14 protein-coding genes are annotated in these 20478 nt (G+C 71.1%); 11 read left to right on the top strand and 3 right to left on the bottom strand.

Annotation, left to right across the window (positions count from 1 at the left end; translation table 11 throughout):
* Window positions 1–7: 7 nt before the first annotated feature.
* Window positions 8–1168: an epoxide hydrolase family protein gene (locus tag EWH70_RS30700; RefSeq protein WP_130479061.1), complete on the top strand. Its 1161-nt coding sequence runs from the start codon at window positions 8–10 to the stop codon at window positions 1166–1168.
* A 755-nt stretch (window positions 1169–1923) separates the two neighbouring features.
* Here EWH70_RS30700 and EWH70_RS30695 read toward each other — a convergent pair.
* Window positions 1924–2571 (bottom strand): GntR family transcriptional regulator, encoded by a 648-nt coding sequence (locus EWH70_RS30695; RefSeq protein WP_205669328.1) that lies wholly within the window; start codon window positions 2569–2571, stop codon window positions 1924–1926.
* A gap of 70 nt (window positions 2572–2641) precedes the next feature.
* Between EWH70_RS30695 and EWH70_RS30690 the strand changes: the two genes are divergently transcribed.
* The 7 genes from EWH70_RS30690 (at window position 2642) to EWH70_RS30660 (ending at window position 12043) form a co-directional block, all read left to right on the top strand.
* Window positions 2642–3856 (top strand): sarcosine oxidase subunit beta family protein, encoded by a 1215-nt coding sequence (locus EWH70_RS30690; protein ID WP_130479059.1) that lies wholly within the window; start codon window positions 2642–2644, stop codon window positions 3854–3856.
* Window positions 3857–3871: 15 nt separating this feature from the next.
* On the top strand, window positions 3872–4120 hold the full coding sequence (locus EWH70_RS30685) for a sarcosine oxidase subunit delta (RefSeq protein ID WP_130479058.1): 249 nt from the start codon (window positions 3872–3874) through the stop codon (window positions 4118–4120).
* The gene (locus EWH70_RS30680) at window positions 4117–6864 is read left to right on the top strand and encodes a 2Fe-2S iron-sulfur cluster-binding protein (RefSeq protein WP_130479057.1); all 2748 of its coding nucleotides are present in this window, start codon (window positions 4117–4119) and stop codon (window positions 6862–6864) included. Before EWH70_RS30685 ends, EWH70_RS30680 begins: the two co-directional genes overlap by 4 nt.
* On the top strand, window positions 6857–7318 hold the full coding sequence (locus tag EWH70_RS30675) for a sarcosine oxidase subunit gamma (RefSeq protein WP_130479056.1): 462 nt from the start codon (window positions 6857–6859) through the stop codon (window positions 7316–7318). Before EWH70_RS30680 ends, EWH70_RS30675 begins: the two co-directional genes overlap by 8 nt.
* Entirely contained in the window at window positions 7315–8166 is an 852-nt protein-coding gene (gene purU, locus EWH70_RS30670; protein WP_130479055.1) for a formyltetrahydrofolate deformylase, read from the top strand. Before EWH70_RS30675 ends, purU begins: the two co-directional genes overlap by 4 nt.
* Window positions 8167–8241: 75 nt before the next feature.
* The gene (locus tag EWH70_RS30665; RefSeq protein WP_130479054.1) at window positions 8242–10038 is read left to right on the top strand and encodes an AMP-binding protein; all 1797 of its coding nucleotides are present in this window, start codon (window positions 8242–8244) and stop codon (window positions 10036–10038) included.
* Between the two features lie 160 nt (window positions 10039–10198).
* Window positions 10199–12043, top strand: coding sequence for an AMP-dependent synthetase/ligase (locus EWH70_RS30660; RefSeq protein ID WP_130479053.1), 1845 nt, complete (start codon window positions 10199–10201; stop codon window positions 12041–12043).
* An 886-nt stretch (window positions 12044–12929) separates the two neighbouring features.
* On the opposite strand, the gene EWH70_RS30655 is transcribed toward EWH70_RS30660, so the two are convergent.
* Window positions 12930–13823, bottom strand: a complete 894-nt coding sequence (locus tag EWH70_RS30655) for an SDR family NAD(P)-dependent oxidoreductase (protein ID WP_130479052.1) — start codon at window positions 13821–13823, stop codon at window positions 12930–12932.
* A gap of 318 nt (window positions 13824–14141) precedes the next feature.
* Here EWH70_RS30655 and EWH70_RS30650 point away from each other — a divergent pair, with 318 nt between their 5' ends.
* Entirely contained in the window at window positions 14142–15314 is a 1173-nt protein-coding gene (locus EWH70_RS30650; protein ID WP_130479152.1) for an MFS transporter, read from the top strand.
* Here EWH70_RS30650 and EWH70_RS30645 read toward each other — a convergent pair.
* Window positions 15311–16348 carry a DNA polymerase IV gene (locus EWH70_RS30645; RefSeq protein WP_130479051.1) on the bottom strand — a complete coding sequence of 346 codons (1038 nt, stop codon included), beginning with the start codon at window positions 16346–16348 and terminating at the stop codon, window positions 15311–15313. The two genes, EWH70_RS30650 and EWH70_RS30645, sit on opposite strands and share 4 nt — an antisense overlap.
* A gap of 100 nt (window positions 16349–16448) precedes the next feature.
* Between EWH70_RS30645 and EWH70_RS30640 the strand changes: the two genes are divergently transcribed.
* Together EWH70_RS30640 and EWH70_RS30635 are read left to right on the top strand one after the other, a co-directional pair.
* Entirely contained in the window at window positions 16449–18599 is a 2151-nt protein-coding gene (locus EWH70_RS30640) for a phospholipase A2 (RefSeq protein ID WP_130479050.1), read from the top strand.
* Window positions 18600–18712: 113 nt separating this feature from the next.
* The gene (locus EWH70_RS30635) at window positions 18713–20395 is read left to right on the top strand and encodes an LCP family protein (protein ID WP_165436483.1); all 1683 of its coding nucleotides are present in this window, start codon (window positions 18713–18715) and stop codon (window positions 20393–20395) included.
* Window positions 20396–20478 lie beyond the last annotated feature (83 nt).

The following is a 20478-nucleotide window of genomic DNA, read 5'->3' as shown; positions in this document are numbered from 1 at the left end:
AGTACTCATGACGCGCAACGAGGAAATCCGGCCCTTCCGGATCGACATCGACCAGGCCCAGCTGGACGACCTGGCCGACCGGCTGGGCAAGGCCCGGCTCCCCCACGAGCTGCCCGGCGACGGCTGGGACACCGGCGTGCCCGCCGGCTGGCTGCGCGGGCTGGTCGACTACTGGCGGGACAGCTACGACTGGCGGGCCGCCGAGCGTGAGCTGAACTCCTTCCCGCAGTTCACGACCGAGATCGAGGGGCAGAACATCCACTTCCTGCACGTGCGCTCGGCCGAGCCGGGCGCGCTGCCGCTGCTGCTGACCCACGGCTGGCCCGGTTCGGTCGTTGAGTTCCTCGACATCATCGGCCCGCTCACCGACCCGGTCGCCCACGGCGGCCAGGCGGCCGACGCGTTCCACGTGGTGATCCCCTCGCTGCCCGGGTTCGGGTTCTCCGGTCCGGTGTCCGAGGGCGGCTGGGACACCGCGCGGATCGGCCGGGTGTGGGCGGAACTGATGCGCAGGCTGGGTTACCAGCGTTACGGCGTGCAGGGCGGTGACATCGGCGGCGCAGTGTCGCCCGCGGTCGGCCGGGCCGACCGGGAACGGGTCGTCGGCGTGCACACCAACGGTGGCCCCGGCCCGATGCCCCCGTTCCCGCTGTCCGAAGAGGAACGGACCTCACTGTCCGCTGTGGACCAGGACCGGGTGGCGCGGATCGAGGCGTTCATGCGGGAGGAGTTCGGCTACATCTCCATCCAGTCGACCCGCCCGCAGACGATCGCCTACGGCCTCGTCGACTCCCCCGTCGGCCAGCTGGCGTGGATCATGGACAAGTTCCGCGAGTGGACCCACCCGCGGACCACGCTGCCCGAGGAGATCATCGGCATCGACCGGTTGCTGACCAACGTGATGATCTACTGGCTGACCGGTACCGCGGGATCGGCGGCCTACGTCGGTTACGCGCAGGGTGGCGCGTGGGGTGCGACGCTGGACAACTCCGGCGTGCCCACGGCGGCGCTGGTCTTCGCGCACGACGTGGCGATCCGGCGCTACGCCGAGCAGGAGAACACGATCACCCGCTGGACCGACGTCGACCGCGGCGGCCACTTCGCGGCGCTGGAGGAACCCGAGCTGCTGGTCTCCGACGTGCGCGAGTTCTTCCGCTCGCTCCGCTGACAGGCGCGCCCGAACGCGGAGCAAGGGAGCTTTACTACCCTAAGACGCTAGTAAAGCTCCCTTGCTCCGTTACGGGAGTGACGCCTGTGACTGGTGAGACTGCCGGGGCGGTTGCGACAACGTCCACAGCACGTGAAGGCCACCTTCATTACGTGAGACGTCAGGGTCCCGGCAAAGTCGGGTGGTCCGGAGCGCGTCATTCGCGTTCCGGAAGCCGAGACTCGCGTTCCTGAACACGAGACTCGCGGCGAGCGGCCCGTTGGCACGGGTGCGCCGTTCACGGGCTGGGATGCGGGGTCCGGATGGTGAGTGTCGTGTCCGGGAACGCGAATGACGTGTTCAGGAACGCGAAACTCGTGCTCCGGCCCGGCGCGGCCGCGCGAACGGTCCGTTCGGCCAGCCGATGACGGAGCGGTCTCGCTATCTGGGACCGGTGCGCCGGGCAGCGGGACCAGGCGAGTGGAACGTGCAACTCGCGGGTCCGGAACAGTCGACTCGCGGGTCGGGAACGGACAACTCGCGCGAACGGCCCGTTCACGCGGCCGACCGGCACCACGTGAGAACCGGCGTCCACATCGTGAGTTCTGCGCTCACGCACGCGAGTTCTGCATTCCGGCACGCGAGTTCTACGTTCAGGAACGCGAGTTCCACGCTCGAGACCAGCCACCTCGCCTGGCCGCCACCGGACTTTGCCGGGGCCGTGACGTGAGACGTGGCCAAGGTGGCCTTCACGTGCTCCGGCGCCCCAGGCAACCTCAGCTACGCAGCGCGGCGAAGACGGCCTGCTCGAAGTGCCGCACGTGCTCGATCGCCAGCTCGGCCGCCCGCTCCGCCTCGCCGTCGACGATGGCGTGCAGCAGCGGGATGTGCTCGGCCAGGTGCTCGGCCATCGCCGGCAGCCGCGGCAGGAACAGGTACCAGATCCGCAGCGTCAGGTTGTAGTAGTGGTTCAACGTCGACTCCAGGTACCGGTTGCCCGCGCTGCGGTAGATGGCCCGGTGGATCGTCGTGTCCAGCCGCATCATCGACTCGTCGGCGCTCAGCATCCCGATCTGCTCGACCAGCCCGGTCAGCTCGGCGCGCTGCTCGGCGGTCGCCCGGCCGGCGGCCGACCGCGCGGCCTGCCCCTCCAGGTTCCTGCGCACCTCGGCGATCAGGCCGTGGTCGGTGATGTTGATCTCCGCGGCGAACGTCCCGCGCCGCGGGTAGATCACCACCAGGTCCTCGGACTCCAGGCGCTTGATCGCCTCGCGCATCGGCGTGCGGCCCACCCCGATCTCCTTGCTCAGCCGTTCCTCGTGAATGGGTGAGCCGGGCGCGATGGCGAGCGTGACGATGCGATCGCGCAGCGACGTGTAGGCCAGTTCGGCCAGCGTCCCGATTTCCTTGACGGCTGGTTCCACGCCACCTACCGTAGCCCACAGACTGATATATCAGCTGTCGACCACCCCGATTCCAGCGAGGGAGACAGGCATGTCCGACCTTCCCGAGCACCCGGACCGCCTCTGGCGCACGCCGGAGCCGAAGCGGTCGTACGACGTGGTGATCGTCGGCGCCGGCGGGCACGGCCTGGCCACGGCCTACTACCTGGCCCGCAACCACGGCATCACCGACGTCGCCGTCCTCGAACGCGGCTGGCTCGCCGGCGGCAACATGGCCCGCAACACCACGATCATCCGGTCGAACTACCTGCTCGACGCCAGTGCCGGCATCTACGAGCACGCGCTGAAGCTGTGGGAGGGACTGGAGGACGACCTCGGTTACCCGATCCTGTTCAGCCAGCGCGGCGTACTGAACCTGGCGCACACCCTGCAGGACGTCCGCGAGGGCATGCGCAGGGTCAACGCCAACCGGCTCAACGGAATCGACGCGGAGTTCCTGCAGCCGCACGAGATTCACGAGGTCTGCCCGATTGTCAACACCGACCCGGGCTTGCGTTATCCCGTTCTCGGTGCTACCTACCAGCCGCGCGCGGGCATCGCCAAGCACGACTACGTGGCGTGGGGTTTCGCCCGTGCCGCCGACGACCTCGGTGTCGACCTGATCGAGCACTGCGAGGTCACCGGTTTCGAGCGCGACGGCGACCGGGTCACCGGGGTGCGCACCAGCCGCGGCACCATCGGCGCGGGCACCGTCGCGCTGGCCGCCGCCGGGCACACGTCGGTGCTGGCCGACCAGCTCGGCCTCCCGCTGCCGCTGCAGAGCCACCCGCTGCAGGCACTCGTGTCCGAGCTGCTCGAACCGGTGCACCCGACGGTGGTCATGTCCAACGCGGTGCACGTCTACGTCAGCCAGGCCCACAAGGGCGAGCTGGTGCTCGGCGCGGGCATCGACGCCTACAACGGCTACGGGCAGCGCGGCGCGTTCCACGTCATCGAGCAGCAGCTCGCCGCGGCCGTGGAGCTGTTCCCGATCTTCGCCCGCGCCCACGTGCTGCGGACCTGGGCCGGGATCGTCGACGTCTCCCCGGACGCCTCACCGATCATCGGGCCGACCCCGATCGACGGTCTCTACCTCAACTGCGGCTGGGGCACCGGCGGATTCAAGGCCACGCCGGGCATCGGATGGTGTTACGCCGACACGATCGCGCACGGCAGACCGCATCCGCTGGTCGCGCCGTTCGGGCTGGACCGCTTCGTCACCGGCGCGCTCGTCGACGAGCACGGCGCCGCCGCCGTCGCGCACTAGCACTAGGAGGCTCCCATGATGCTGATCCCGTGCCCGTGGTGTGGCCCGCGGGACGAGAACGAGTTCCACTACGGCGGGCAGGCAGGCGTCGCCTACCCCGCCGACCCGGTGCTGCTGACCGACGAGGAGTGGGCGGCCTACCTGTTCTACCGGGACAACCCGAAGGGGCCGTTCGCGGAGCGCTGGTGCCACACCGCCGGCTGCCGCCGCTGGTTCGACGTCGTGCGCGACACCGTCACCAACACGATCGAGGTGCCGTCATGAGGCTTCCCGACCGCGGCCGCATCGACCGTTCCCGGCCGTTGCGCTTCACCTTCGACGGCACGGAGTACACCGGTTTCGACGGCGACACGCTCGCCTCCGCGCTGCTCGCCAACGGCGTGCACGAGGTGGGCGCGAGCGTCCGCTTCGGCCGTCCACGCGGCATCACCTCGGCGGGCGCCGAGGAGGCGGGCGCGTTCGTCCAGGTCGAACGCCCCTACGCCGAACCGATGCTGCCCGCCACCGGCGTGTGGCTGCGGGACGGGCTGGTCGCCCGCGGCCTGCGGGGCAAGGGCGTCCTGCCGGACGAGCCGGACACCGCGCGCTACGACCGCCGCTACGCCCACTGCGAGGTTCTGGTCGTCGGCGCCGGACCGGCCGGGCTGACGGCCGCGCTCGCCGCCTCGCGGTCGGGTGAGCGGGTCATCCTGGTCGACGAACAGCCCGAGCCGGGCGGTTCGCTGCTCGGCTCCCGGGACATCCTCGACGAGCTGCCCGCGACCGAGTGGGCCCGGCAGGCCGCGGAGCGACTGCGGTCGATGCCGCACGTCACCGTCCTCACCAGCACCACGGCCGTCGGCCACTTCGACGACAACTACGTGCTGGCCGTCCAGGCCGAGCCCGACGCGCGGACCCGGCAGCGGGCCTGGCACATCCGCGCCGGCCGGGTCGTGCTGGCCACCGGTGCACACGAGTTGCCGCTGGTTTTCACCGGCAACGACCGGCCCGGCATCATGCTCGCCGGCGCGGCCCGGCAGTACCTCAACCGCTACGGCGTGCTGGCCGGGCAACGGGTCGTGGTGTTCACCAGCCACGACAGTGCCTACGCGGCCGCCGTGGAGCTGGCCGAGGCGGGCGCACGGGTCACCGTGCTGGACGCCAGGGCCGAGGCGCCGCCGTACTGGGCGGCCCGCTGCGCGGCCTGGCACGTCGACATCCTGCCCGGGCACGCCGTGCACGGCACCGCTGGCGACCCGCACGTGTCCACAGTGGACATCGGCCCCAGCCCCGAGGACACCTGGCGCGTGGACTGCGACCTGCTGCTCACCTGTGGCGGCTGGAACCCGGCTACCGCGCTGTTCACGCAGGCCCGCGGCACGCTGCGGTTCGACCGCTACCTCGGCGCGTTCGTCCCGGGCGCCTCCCCGCGCGGGGTGACCGTCGTCGGTGCCGCGGCGGGCGAGTTCACCCTCTCCGGGTGCCTGGCCGACGGGGCCCGCGGTGAGCCGGTCCCGCTGCCGGCGACGGCCGACGGTTTCGTCCCGGCGCCGAGCGGTGAACGGGTGTGGGCGGTCCCCGCGCCGGAACAGGCGCGGGCGCGGCAGTTCGTGGACCTGACCCGCGACGCCACGGTCGCCGACATCGAACGGGCGACCGGTGCCGGGCTGCGCTCGGTCGAGCACGTCAAGCGGTACACCACGATCGGCACCGGCCCGGACCAGGGCCGCACCAGCGCGACGACCACCTCCGGCATCGTCGCCGGCCTGCTCGGCGTCGACATCGCCGAGCTGGGCACGCCGTCGCTGCGGCCGCCGTACCGGCCGGTGCTGTTCGCCGCGCTGGCCGGCCGCGACCGCGGTGACCTGCTGGACCCGGCGCGGATCACGGCGCTGCACGACTGGCACGTCGAGGCGGGCGCGGTGTTCGAGGACGTCGGCCAGTGGAAGCGGCCCCGGTACTACCCACGCGACGGCGAGTCGATGGAACAGGCCGTGCTGCGCGAGTGCGCGGCCGCGCGTACCGGGGTGGCGATGCTGGACGCGTCGACGCTGGGCAAGATCGACGTGCACGGGCCGGACGCCGGGGAGTTCCTGGATCGCCTGTACACCAACATGATCAGCACACTGAAGGTCGGCCGCGTCCGCTACGGCGTGATGTGCAAGGCCGACGGGATGGTGTTCGACGACGGCACGGTCATCCGGGTCGGCGAGCAGCGGTTCCTGGTCACCACGACCACCGGCAACGCTGCCGCCGTACTGGAGTGGATGGAGGAATGGCTGCAGACCGAGTGGCCGGACCTGCGGGTGCACTGCACGTCAGTCACCGAGCAGTGGGCCACGATCGCGCTGGTCGGTCCCGGTTCGCGGGCACTGCTCGGCGAGCTGGCGCCGTCGCTGGACGTCTCGAACGAGGCGTTCGGCTTCATGACCTGGCACGACGCCTACGTAGCCGGTGTCGCCGCGCGGGTCTGCCGGATCAGCTTCTCCGGCGAGCTGGCCTACGAGATCAACGTGAGTCCCTGGTCGGCGCGAACGGTGTGGGACGCCCTTGCCGGCCGCGGGGTGACGCCGTACGGCACCGAGACCATGCACGTCCTGCGTGCCGAGAAGGGCTACCCGATCATCGGCCAGGACACCGACGGCACGGTCAACCCGCACGATCTGGGGCTGAGCTGGGCGGTGTCGAAGAAGAAGCTGGACTTCGTCGGCAAGCGTTCACTGTCGCGTGTGGACTCCGAGCGCCCGGACCGGCTGCAGTTCGTCGGGCTGCTGCCGGAGGACCCCGCGTTCCTGCTGGACGAGGGCGCGCAGCTGGTGGCAGGCGAGCCGCCCTCGCCCATGCTCGGGCACGTCACGTCCAGCTACCGCAGTGCCGCGCTGGGCCGCACCTTCGCCCTGGCGCTCCTGGCCGGCGGGCGGGAGCGGGCGGGCCAGACCCTGTACGCCGTCAGCACCGGCGGCGTGGTGCCGGTGACGGTCACCTCGTCGGTGCTGTTCGACCCGGAAGGAGCACGCCGGGATGGCTGACATCATCGAGGACCGGTACCGCTGCCAGCTCTCGCTGCGGATGCCGCCGGACTCCCCTGCCCGCGCGGCCGTCGAAACGGTGCTGGGCACGCCGCTGCCTGCCGAGCCGAACACCGTGGCGGGACGGATCCTGTGGCTTGGCCCGGACGAATGGCTGATCGTCGGCGCCGAACCGGGCCTTGCCGAGGAACTGGAGTCGGCCATCGGCGAGGAGTTCGCCACGGTCACCGACGTCTCGGCCCAGCGGACCACGCTACGGATTCCGCCGGAACTGCTGTCCTTCGGCTGCGCGCTGGACCTGGCGCTGCTCACCGAGGGCCGCTGCGCGCAGACGATGCTCGCCAAGGCCCCGGTCGTGCTCTACCGCGAGGACGACCGGATGACGGTGCTGGTGCGCTCGTCGTTCGCCCGGTACCTGGAGACCTGGCTGCGGGACGCGGCGGTGGCAGCATGAGCCGCCACGTTCTGACGCTGAGCTGCCCGGAGACGCCGGGCACGGTGCACGCGATCACGTCGGTGCTCGTGGAGAACGGCGGGGACATCGTCGAACACCAGCAGTTCGACGACCGGCTCTCCGGAAAGCTGTTCCTGCGCACCGAGTTCACCCTGCCCGGCGACGCCGATCCCGAGGTGCTGCGCTCGGCGTTCCTCGGCATGCAGTCCCGCTGGCAGCTGAGCTGGCAGCTGCGGGACGCGTCGGCGCGGCCGAGGGTGGCGATCATGGTGTCGCGGTTCGGTCACTGCCTCAACGATCTGCTGTTCCGCTGGCGCAGCGGGACGTTGCCGGTGGACATCGCGCTGGTGGTGTCCAACCACACGACGCTGGAACCGATGGCGACGGCCGCGAACGTCCCGTTCGAGCACGTCCCGGTGACCCCCGAGACGAAACCGGCGGCCGAGGCCCGGCTGCTGGAGCTGATCGCCGAGCAGCGGATCGACCTGGTGGTGCTGGCCAGGTACATGCAGGTGCTGTCCGACGACCTGTGCAAGCGGCTGGACGGGCGGGCGATCAACATCCACCACTCGTTCCTGCCCAGTTTCAAGGGCGCCAAGCCGTACCACCAGGCCCACGCGCGCGGGGTCAAGCACGTCGGGGCGACCGCCCACTACGTCACGCCCGACCTCGACGAGGGGCCCATCATCGAGCAGGAACTCAGCCGGGTGGACCACACGCACACGCCGGAGGACCTGGTCACCATCGGCCGCGACGCCGAGTGCCTCGCGCTGGCGAGGGCCGTGCGGTGGCACGCCGAGAGCCGCGTGCTGCTGCACCACAACCGCACGGTCGTCTTCCGCCGCTGACCCCGCAACCCGTTCGTGGCCTGGTTGTGACATTTGTCCGCTTAGCCTTCGTCATCCGGCGCACAGGAGGCCCGCATGACGAACACGCAGACCTGGCCAGCGTGTCCCCATCCAGATGGTGGCACCATCCAGACCCTGGCCGACGCGTTCGGCCGCACCGCCGCGCTGCGGCCCGGCGGCGTCGCGCTGCGGGTGGCGGGCGGCCAGGAGATCACCTGGCGGGCGTACACCGAGCGGGTCCGTGAGCTGGCGGCCGGGCTGGCCGCGCTCGGCATCCACCGCGGCGACACCGTGGGCCTGATGCTCACCAACCGGCCGGAAGCACACCTGGTCGACACGGCCGCGCTGCTGCTGGGCGCGATCCCGTTCTCGATCTACAACACCAGCTCACCCGAGCAGATCAGCTACCTGTTCGGCAACGCCGAGAATCGCGTGGTCGTCACCGAGCAACGCTTCCTCGACCGGATCGTCGCGGCCGACACGCGGCCAGCGCATATCGTCTGCGTGGACGGCGAGTTCACCCTCGACGACCTGGCGGCCGCGGGCGATCCGGACTTCGACCTCGACGCCGCCGTCGAGCGGGTCGAGCCCGGCGACGTCGCCACCCTCATCTACACCTCGGGCACCACCGGGCCGCCCAAGGGCGTCCAGCTCACCCACGCCAACATCGTCGCCGAGGCCAGGGCACTGATGACCCACCTCTCGCCCGGCCCGGACGACCGCATCACGTCCTACCTGCCGTCGGCACACGTCGCCGACCGCGTGTCGGCGCAGTACCTGAACCTGATCTTCGGCGTGCAGGTGACCTGTGTGGACGATCCGCGCGCCATCGCCGCCGCACTGCCCGACGCCCGCCCGACGATCTGGGTCGCCGTTCCCCGGGTGTGGCAGAAGATCAAGGCCGGTATCGAGTCCAAACTGGACGAGGCGAAGCCTGCCAAGCGGGCCATCGCCCGGTGGGCGCTGGACGTCGGCCGCAGGGCGGCGCTGACCGACCGGCCGTCGCCGCTGCTCGGCGTCCAGCACCGGATCGCCGACGCGCTCGTGCTCGGCAAGCTGCGGCACACGCTCGGCCTCGACCAGTTGCGCTGGGCGGTGTCCGGCGCGGCGGCCATCCCGCCGGAGACGCTGGAGTACTTCCTCGGCATCGGGCTGCCGGTGTACGAGGTGTGGGGCATGTCGGAGACCTGCGCCGCCGCGACCACGAACGCCCCCGGTGAGCTGCGGATCGGCTCGGTCGGCAAGGCGCTCGACGGCGTCGAGCTGAAGCTGGCCGACGACGGCGAACTGCTCTGCCGCGGCCCGCTGGTCACCCCCGGCTACCACCGTGATCCGGAGCGGACCGCCGAGGCCATCGACGCCGACGGCTGGCTGCACACCGGCGACATCGCCACGATCGACGCGGACGGCTTCGTCACGATCGTCGACCGCAAGAAGGAACTGATCATCAACGAGGCCGGCAAGAACATGTCGCCGACCAACATCGAGAACGCCATGAAGGCGGCGTCCCCGCTGATCGCCCAGGCCATGGCCATCGGCGACGGCAAGGCCTACGTCGCCGCGCTGGTGGTGCTCGACCCCGAGGTCCTCGAAGCACGGTTCGGGCTGGGCGCCGACGCGCTCGGCATCGCGGTCGCCGACGACACCGTCCTCGCGGCCGTCCGCGACGCGATCCGGACCGGCAACCAGAAGCTCAACCAGGCAGAGCAGGTCAAACGCTTCCGTATCCTGCCCACCACCTGGGACCCTGGTGGCGACGAGCTGACCCCGAAGATGTCGCTGCGGCGCAGGCCGATCGCGGAGAAGTACCGCGGCGACATCGACCAGCTACACGAGCCGACACCGGGCCCGCAGGTGCAGGAGGTACGCTAAGTTAACGGCGATTCGCCTCTGCACCTGAATTCCGGGCGCCCTTTTCCCTGGTAGAGGCCCTTGTGGTGAGCAGGTATCCCCCTTGAGGACGCTGGACTCGCGGCGTCGAGGCACTACAGTGACGTCGGAGAACCGCAGCGGTGCGACCAGGGAGGCACAGTTGTCCGATCCGAAGTCCCTCGCAGAGCAGGTCGACGGCCAGACGCTCCCGAAGCTGGTGCGCCGCAACGCGGAGACCTACGGTGACCAGCCCGCGCTCAGCTCGCTCGACGATCCGGACCAGCCCACGCTCAACTGGGCGGAGTACCGGCGGGAGATCGCCGCGCTGGCCCGCGGGCTCGCCGACCTCGGCCTCGCCAGGGGCGACCGGATGCTGATCATGGCGCCGAACCGGCCGGAGCACATGATCGTCGACATGGGCGCGACGCACCTGGCCGCGCTGCCGTGCACGGCCTACGCGACGCTCAGTCCCGACCAGGTCCGCTACGTCGCCAGGCACAGCGCAGCGCCGGTCGTCGTGCTCGGTGGCGAGGCGGAGCTGGCCAGGTGGCGGCCGGTGCTGGACGACCTGCCCGCGCTGCGGCGGATCGTCATGCTCGACGCCGACGCGCTGCCCGAGGGCGACGAGCGGTTCGTCTCCTACGCCGACGTGCGCGCGCGGGGCGCCGAGCTGCACGCGGCCGACCGGTCGGTCTTCGAGGACATGGTGTCCGCGATCGAGCCGGACGACCCGCTGTCGATGATCTACACCTCGGGCACCACCGGCGAGCCGAAGGCCGTCGTGCTGTCCCACCGCAACGCGATCTGGCAGGGGCTGGCGGTCCACGGCCTGCACGAGACCGACCTGCACGGCAAGACCATCGCCTACCTCCCGCTGGCGCACATCGCCGAGCGTGAGCTGTCGCTGTACATCCCGACCATCTACGCCGGGCACGTGCACACGCTCGCCGACCCGACGCAGATCGTCGGCGCGCTCGGGCGGGTGCGGCCTGACGGCCTGTTCGGGGTGCCCCGGGTGTGGGAGAAGATGGTCGCCGGCCTGAAGAACATGCTGGCGTCGGCGCCGGAGGAGAACCGCAACGCGCTGCTGGCCGCGCAGGACGTCACGTTGCAGGGGTACAAGCTGCGGAACGCGGGCAAGCCCGTCCCCGCCGACCTCGCCGAGCGCATCGAGCAGGCGGACGCGAAGGTGCTCGCCCCGGTACGCGCGATGCTGGGGCTGGACAACCTGAAAGTGCCCTCCAGTGGTGCGGCAGCACTGCCGGTCGAGGTGCTGTACTTCATCGCCGGGCTGGGCATCGAGATCCAGGAGGTGTGGGGCCTTTCGGAGACGACCGGCGCGGCGACCTCCAACTGTGCCAAGGCCTTCCGGGCCGGAAGCGTCGGCAAGGCACTGCCCGGTGTCGAGATCCGCACCGGCGAGGACGGCGAACTGTTCGTCCGCGGGCCGATCGTGTTCCTCGGATACCTGCAGGCCGACGGCACCATCGAACCCGCCGTTGACGCCGACGGCTGGTTCGCCACCGGCGACATCGGCGCAGTCGACGACGACGGGTACGTCACGATCACCGACCGCAAGAAGGAACTGATCATCACCTCCGGCGGCAAGAACATCGCGCCGACCCGGATCGAGAGCCTGCTCAAGGAGCACCCGCTGATCGGGCAGGCGGTCGCCATCGGCGACAACCGGCCCTACGTGACCGCGCTGATCGTGCTGGACGACGAGATCGCGCCCGGCTGGGCGGCCGCGCAGGGCATCGAGATCGGCGAGGTGGCCGAGCTGGCCGAGCACCCCGCGGTGCGGGCCGAGATCGACCGGGCGGTCGAGTCGGCGAACGAGCGGCTGGCCAGGGTGGAACAGATCAAGAAGTACCACCTGCTGCCGAAGACCTGGACGCCGGAGACCGGCGAGCTGACGCCGACGCTGAAGCTGAAGCGCCGGGTGATCACCGACCGCTACGCCCCGCACATCGAGGGCCTCTACGAGGCGACCGCCCCCGCGTAGCCCCGAAGCTCGTGAAGGCCACCTTCATTACGTGAGACGTGGTGAGCCCCGGCAAAGTCTGGGTGCTGCGCGCCCCCAATGCGGCATTGGGGAACTTGAACTCCCCCAATGCCACATTGGGGGAGGTTGCTGGGTCTCTTTCGTGGTGGCGGCTGGGTCTGTTGGGCCGGGTGTGACTGGTGAGGCCGCAACCGCGGGGCGGGATGTTCGTGAAGGCCACCTTCATCACATGAGACGACAGAAACTCGGCCTTCACACCGGACGGCGGGCTATCCGCCCACGTGTCCGTGGCAAGCATGCCGTGAAGGGGGCACTCACGGCATGAGACGCCGTGAGGGCCCCCTTCACGGCATCGAGGTCACCACACCAGCCCCACCAGTCACACCCGTACGCAGCGAGGGAGCTTTACTACCCTTCTTCGCCAGCAAAGCTCCCTCGCTCGCGCCTGACAACCGACTTTGCCGGGGCCATGACGTGAGACGTGGTGAAGGTGGCCTTGACGTGCTTGGGGCGGGCTCACGCACGCGAGTGGCCCGTTCGACGACAGGGCTGGTCCCGCGATCTGGAACCCGGCGTGCCCGACAGTGGGACCAGGTAGGCGGGAACGTGCAACTCGCGGGTCCGGAACGGACGACTCGCGCGTCAGAACCTACGACTCGCGCGCGAGAACGGACGACTCGCGCGAACGGACCGTTCACGCAGCTGACCCGCACCACGTGCGCACGCAGTCCACATGGTGAGTTCTGCGCTCACGCACGCGAGTTCTGCGTTCCGGGACGCGAGTTCTGCGTTCGAGACCAGCCACCTCGCCTGCCCGAGACCCGAACCGTGCCGTGAAGGCCACCTTCAGTACGTGAGACGTGGTGAAGGTGGCCTTCACGTGCCGTCAAGCGCTCCGGGGCGGCGCCTCCGTCCACTTGCGCAGGCGGGGCGGGACCCGCTTCTCCAGGCCGTAGGGCTCCAGGTGCGCGCTGAACACCTCGTCGAACGCGCGCTGCACGCTCTCGGTGTCCCACACCTGCCGCTCCAGGATCGGCGCCTTCAGGAACGGCTGCCCGACCAGGTGCAGCTGCGGGCCGTTGCACCGGATCAGCTGCCCGGTGATCCCCGCCGAACCCTCACCCAGCAGGAACAGCACCAGCGGCGCGATCCGCGACGGCGTGCGGTCGGGCGGGCAGTTGCGCAGCGAACGCTCCGACTTCCACACCATCCGCGTGTGCGCCAGCGGGCAGACGGCGTTGACCCGGATGCCCGCGTCCTCGAGGTCCAGCGCCCACGAGTAGGTCAGCGAGGCGACCGCTCCCTTCGTCGCCGCGTACGTGCCGAGCTTGCGCTGGCCCAGCGACGCGCCGGAGGAAATGTTCACGATCGACCCGCCACCGCCCGCCCGCATCGCGGCCGCAGCGGCCATGCCGGTGTAGATGACGCCGAGCACGTTGACCTCGACGATCTCCCGCACCTGCGCCGGGTCCTCCTCCCACGGCAGCGCCTCGTAGTTCAGGCCCGCGTTGTTGACCAGGCCGTCGACCGCGCCGAACTCGGCCAGGCACAGGTCGACGATCGCCTGGGCCTGTTCCGCGTCGGCCACGCTGTGCCCGCTGGCAACGGCCCGCCCGCCGTGTGCCCGGATGTTGGCCACCACCTGGTCGGCGAGCGCCACGTCGACGTCGTTGACCACCACGCTCGCCCCGGCCTGCGCGAGGTGGACGGCGAACGCCTCACCCAGGCCCCTCCCGGCGCCGGTCACCACGACCGACTTCCCCTCGAGCAGCTTGTTCATCGCTCCGGTCCTCCCTGAACCCCGAGCCAGCCCCGACGCAGCCGAGCTGCCACTGGCTTTCTGGATTCAGTGTTGGTCCTGAGGCCCTACTCCAAACGGACGTAGCGACGAACGGTGGAAACAGTGCGCCGAGTGAGTGACACCTGACCAGTCCGGTGAAAGTGCTCCGGCGAAACACCGGCAGAACGGCCGCCAGGGCTTCCCGTCTACTGTCCGTATCAGGGGTCGCGGTTGCATACTGAACACGGGGCGCTCCCATTCGCGCACGACCAGTCACGCCGGGGGGTATCGACGGTGACCACGACAGAGCCGCGACGCATGCGGACGGCTCTCGGCAACGTCGAGTTCAGGGCACTGTGGGCCGCGGAAACGCAGTCGCTGGTCGGCGACCAGCTGACGACGGTCGCGCTGACACTCACCGTGTACGCCCGCACCGGCTCGCCGCTGTGGTCGGCACTGACGTTCGCCCTGACGTTCCTGCCCGCGCTGGCAGGCGGGCTCGGGCTGTCCCAGCTCGCCGACCGGTTCCCGCGCCGGACGGTCCTGGCGACGTCGCTGGGGATCCAGGCCGTCCTGGTCGGGCTCATGGCGATTCCGGGGACCCCGCTGGTGGTGCTGTGCACGCTGCTCGCGCTCGCCCGCCTCGCCGGGTCGCCGACCAATGCCGCGCAGAACGCCCTGACCAGGGACATCTTCGACGACGACGAGCTGTACCTGCGCAGTCAGGACCTGCGTGGCGTCACCATGAACGTCGCCATGCTGGCGGGCCTGGCCGGCGGCGGCGTGCTGGTCACGCAGCTCGGGGCGTCGCTCGCGCTGGCGCTGGACGCGGTGACGTTCCTGATCAGCACGCTGGTGATCCTGCGCTGGGTCCGGCACCGGCCCGCCGTCGGCAAGCCCGGTGAACCGTGGTTCGGCGCGACCAGGTGGGTGTTCAGCCAGCCCAGGCTGCGGGTGCTGCTGGCGATGTCCTGGCTGGTCGGGCTCGCCGTCGTGCCCGAGGGTCTGGTGGCGCCGCTGGCCATGGAGATCGGCGCGCCGCAGGAGGCCGTCGGCTGGCTGCTCGCCGCCGACCCGCTCGGCTTCGTGATCGGCGTGTTCCTGCTGTCGCGCTGGGTCTCGGCGGAAAGCAGGCGGCGGGTCATGGGCTGGCTGGCGGTCGTACCGGCCGCGTTGCTGATCGCGTTCCTGGCCCAGCCGTCGCTGCCGCTGTCGCTGCTGCTGCTCGGGTTCGCCGGGATGGCGGGTGCCTACATCGTGACGGTGGGCGCCACGTTCATCACCTGGACGCCGAACGAGTTCCGCGGGGGCGGTGGCGGGCTGTACCGGACCGGGCTGCGGGTGGCGCAGGGCATCGGCGTCGCGGCGGGCGGGGTGGTGGCCGAGCTGGTCGGCTCAGCGACCAACGCCATCGCCATCGCCGGGATCGCGGGCGTCCTCCTCGGCGCCCCGGTCGCCCTGCGCTGGGCCCGCGAGCTACGCACCGCCTAGTCCTCCGGCGGCGGCTCGAACTCCGCCCGCACCCCGAGCAGCCGCACCGGACGGCCGGACTCGAACTTCTCCAGCACCGTCAGCGCCGCCCGCTCGATGTCGCCGGCCGACGTGGTCGGCTCCGGCAGTGTCATGCTCCGGGTCTGGGTGATGAACGGCGCGAACCGGACCTTCACCGCCACCCGGACGGCCGGCCTGCCCTCGTCCAGCACGTCCTGGGTGACCCGCCGCGCCAGCGCCGCGACCTGCTCGCTGATCTGCCCCGGCTCGGTGAGGTTGCGCTGGAACGTCGTCTCCCTGCTGCGGGACCGCGCGATCCACGGCGTCGCGGTGACCTCCGGATCACCGGCTCCCAGCGCGAGCGTGCGGTACCACGGGCCCATCCGCGGGCCGAACCGCGCGGCCAGCGTCTCCGGTGAACTGCGGGCCAGCTGCGCGACGGTGCCGACGCCCATCTCGGCCAGTTTGCGGGACGTCTTGCCGCCGATGCCCCACAACGCGTCGGTGGGCCGGTCGGCCATCACCTCGACCCAGTTGTCCCTGGTCAGCCGGTAGATCCCGGCAGGCTTGGCGAAGCCGGTGGCGATCTTGGCCCGCAGCTTGTTGTCGCCGATCCCGACCGAACAGGACAGGCCGGTCGCCTCCCGTACGGTGTCCCGCACCAGGGCGGCGAACGCCTCCGGGTCGCCGGTGCGCACGCCGAGGAACGCCTCGTCCCAGCCGATGACCTCCACCACGACGTCCAGCCCGCGCAGGGCGGCCATCACCCGCTCCGACACCTCCTCGTACGCCGGAGCGTCCGACGGCAGGAAGATCGCCTCCGGGCAGCGTTTCGCGGCCGTGCGCAGCGGCATGCCGGACTGGATCCCGAACTCCCTGGCCTCGTAGGACGCCGTGGCGACCACGGCGCGCTCGGTCGGATCACCGTTGCCGCCGATCACCACCGGTTTCCCGCGCAGCTCGGGATGCCGGGCCTGCTCGACCGCGGCCAGGAACTGGTCCAGATCGACGTGCAACACCCAGCCGCCTGTCACGCACACCAGTATCCGTCAACTACTGTGCGGGCCAACCTCACCCGAAAATGGGGGGTTATCCCCGGGGCCCGAGTCGATCAGAACTGGCACATTGGAGCTCATGACCGACGCCGCCAAACCGCGCCGCGCACGGCGCACGCTGTCGACGTCGGCCTGGCTGCTGCTGGTGGCCGTCGTCGTGCTGGGGTTCGGCTTCGTGGCCTCCCGCTCACCGGCGCCGCCCGCGCAGGGGCCCCCACCGGCCGACGTCGCGGCGGCGGCAGCCGCGGCGCAGGCGATCATCGCGCCAGGGACCCAGCCCGACGCACTGCGTCGCCTGCCAGCCGACTTCACCCGGGTCACCGGCGTCACGCCCAGCTCCGAACCGTCGCGCGACGGGACCGTTCGCGCCGTGCACACCGGCGGCGGCTGCTCCGCACCATGGGGTGACGACAACACCCGATGGGACTACGGCGTGTCCTGCCGCTCCCACGACCTCGGCTACGACCTGCTGCGGTACGCGGCGGCCCGCGGGCACCCGCTGGGCCCGGAGGTACGCGAGGCACTGGACGACCGGCTGTCCGCCGACATGTACGCCGCGTGCGACCTGAACCCGATGAACTCCGCGACCGCCTGCCGCATGGTGGCCGGCCTGTACTCGGCCGGGCTGGTCGTGAACTCCTGGCACCAGCGCTGGGGACCGCCGGTCGGCGAGCCGATCGAGCCGATGCTGGCCGGGGTGGCCGTCATCGGCTGCCTGCTGGTCGTCCGGCTGCGTGGCTGGCTGCGGGTCCGGCGGGCCACTCCCCGGCCGGAGAAGGCCCCGCGGGAACCCACGGCCCCGACGCCGGGCGGCCGGTGGGCCGTCATCGGCGTGGCCGCGATCGCGGCACTGGTGCTGGGTGAGTCGGCACTGGCGCTGGCCCGCTGGGCCGGGGCCGACGAGGCCTGGCTGTGGCCGCTGACCTGGGTCGCGCAGCTCGCGTTCGTGTTCTTCTTCGCGGGCGGCCACGCCAACGTCGCGGGCTGGCTGGCCACCCGCGACGCCGGCGGCGGCTACCGGCAGTACCTGGCGCACCGGGCCAGCTGGCTGCTGCGGCCCGCGGTCGTGTTCGCCGTGGTCACGCTGCTGGTGCCGGTGGCCATGGAGCTGCTGCACATCCCGGCGGGCACGAGCGCGGTCGTCATGCGGATCGCGCTGCACCCGCTGTGGCTGCTCGGCCTCTACCTGCTGACGATGATCGCCACCCCGGCGATGCACGCCCTGCACCGCAAGCTTCCCGGACACGGCTTGCCGGTCGTCGCCGCACTGGCCGCGTTGCTCGTGGGCGCCGAGGTGGCGGCCAGCCTGCTGCCGTCGCCGCTGCCGGACCAGGCGGCCACCTTCGTCCTCGCGCTGCTGGCGCAGCAGCTCGCGCTGGTCCACGCCGAGCGGCCGCGGACGAGCAGGCGGCTGCTCGCCGGACTGGCGGCCGCCGGCCTCGGAACGCTGGCCGTCGCGGTGGCGGCCGGCCTGATCCCGACGACGCTGCTCGGCACCCCGGGCACCACGCCCGCGCTGGCCGGGCCGACGCTCGCGGTACTGCTGCTGGGCGTCGGCCAGCTCGGGCTGCTGGGCCTGGTGCACGTCCCGCTGCGCAGGCTGGCCGCGCGCACCGGGCTGGCCAGGGCCGCGGCCACCGCGCTGCGCGCGCCGATGAGCCTGTACCTGGCCTTCCTCGCCGCCATGCTGCTGCTGGTCGCGCTGGTGTACCTGCCGGTGGATCTGCCCGCCATCGGCGACTGGCTGACCCGGCCGAGGACGCTGACCGGCGTCGCCGTGCTCGCGGTGCCCGCCGTGCTGTTGTTCTGGTGGTTCGAACGGCGCAGGCAGCCCGCCGCCGCGCCGGTCGGCACCGCACCGGCAGGCAGGCTCGGCCGCCCGGCCGTGGTGCTCGGTGCCGGCTACGCCGCGCTCGGCGTCTTCGGTTTCGCGCTCACCGGCTTCAGCGCGAAGGCGACGGTGCTCGGCCTGGAGGTCGACCCGATCCAGAACCTGCTGCACCTGCTGCTGGGGGTGTTCCTGCTGCAGGCGGTCCGCACCGGAACCAGCGGCGCGGTGCACACCTGGGTGCTGACGTTGCTCGCCTGCGTGCCGCCGCTGATGTCGGCCACGTCGAGCGACGTGATCGACACACCCAATCTCGCGGTGCACTCGGTGACCGCGGCTTTCGCCGTCGCCGCGCTCCTGACCAGCACGTTCGGTGGACGGATGGTGACGCGGACCGCGTGATGACCGTGCCTTCGCACGCTTCACGCACCCTGTGTGCCACGCTACGACAACCCGCAGCGGGGGCCACGCGTCCCCGGACAGTCTCAGCAACGAGCGCGAAAGGAGCAGCCGGCGTGGACTACCCGCCTCGGAAGGACCGATCCTTGCCCGAGGGGCGGCGTCCCGCACGACGGCCCTGGGACGACGATCAGCCGCCTCGGCGGCGTCGCCCGCCCCAGGACCCCTACCGGCTGCCGCCGCCTCCCGGTCCCCGCGCCACCGTCCGTCCGGCGCCGCCCCGGCAGCGTCCGCCCGAGCCACCGGACGACGACTACTACTACGAGGACGAGCCGCGGCCCCGCAGGGGCGCCAAGATCGTGCTGGCACTGGTGTCGCTGCTGGTGATGACGCTGACCGGCTACGCGTGGGCGACGTGGAACAACCTGGTCGGCGGTATCACGCAGGCCGACGTGCTCAGCGACGACGCGGGCGGCGAGAAACCGGCCGACGGCGCCCGCGACATCCTGCTGGTCGGCATGGACAGCCGCACCGACGCCCAGGGCAACCCGCTGCCCAAGGAGGTCCTCGCCCAGCTGCGGGCCGGTGCCGCCGACGGCGAGCTGAACACCGACACGCTGATCTTCCTGCATGTGCCCAACGACGGCAGCAAGGCCGTCGCCATCTCCCTGCCGAGGGACTCCTACGTCGACATCCCCGGCGGCTACGGCAGGCACAAGATCAACTCCGCGTACGCGCGGGCGAAGACGGACGCGCGGCGCAACCTGGAGGCCCAGGGCGTCAAGGACCCGAAGGAACTCGACGTCCGCAGCAACCAGGAGGGCGCCAAGACCCTGGTCGCCACCGTCGAGCAGCTGACCGGCCAGAAGATCGACAACTACGCCTCGATCAACCTGCTCGGGTTCTTCGACGTCACGACCGCCATCGGCGGCGTCGACGTGTGCCTGAACGGCGACGTCGACGACAAGCTGTCCGGTGCCCACTTCACGGCCGGGCCGCACACGATCTCCGGTGCCGACGCGCTGGCGTTCGTCCGGCAGCGGCACGGCCTGCCCCGCGGCGACCTGGACCGGGTGGTGCGTCAGCAGGTGTTCATGGCCGGTCTGGCCCGCAAGGTGCTGTCGGCCGGGACGCTCGCCGACCCGGTCAAGCTGAACGACCTGATCGGCGCGCTGCAGAAGTCGGTCGTGCTCAACCAGGGCTGGGACGTGCTGAAGTTCGCCCAGGAGATGAAGGGGCTCACCGGTGGGCAGATCGAGTTCCGCACGGTCCCGGTCGAGAACATGGACTACCACACGCCGGAGGACGGCTCGGCGATCAAGGTCGACCCGAGGGCGATCCAGAAGTTCGTGAAGAGCCTGTCCGGCGGCCAGCAGCAGGCGCCGCCGCCCGCGGGTCCGGACAACGCCACCATCACCGCCGACGTGCGTAACGCGTCCGGCGTGACCGGGCTGGCCGCGCAGGTGCTGCGCAGCCTGACCGACAAGGGGTTCAAGGGCGGCGAGGCCGCCAACGCGGCGGCACGCAAGACGTCCGTGGTCCGCTACGCGCCGGGTGAGCAGGGTGCGGCGGGCAAGGTCGTCGAGGCACTCGGCGGCAAGCTGTCGGCCGAGGAGGACGCCGCGATCCCGCGTGGTCACGTCGCGGTGCTGCTCGGGTCGGACTACTCCGGCGAGGGCTCCCGGGCGGCCGCCCCGCCCGCCTCCGAACCGCAGCGTGCGGCTGAGCCCGCTGCCCCGCCGCCGGGTAACAACGCGGACAAGCCGATCACGGCTGACGGCGTCATCTGCGTCAACTGAGTTTGGGACCTCTGCCGTAGCCGATTAGTCCGAATGGGGTCAACTCGGTCTACGTTGAGAAACACCTCCGAGATTCGCGTAAG

It is taken from the genome of Amycolatopsis suaedae, from assembly GCF_004214935.1.
GTDB classification, from domain to species: domain Bacteria; phylum Actinomycetota; class Actinomycetes; order Mycobacteriales; family Pseudonocardiaceae; genus Amycolatopsis; species Amycolatopsis suaedae.
Note: the sequence above shows the minus strand (reverse complement) of the source record. Positions and strands in the feature narration are given on the sequence as shown.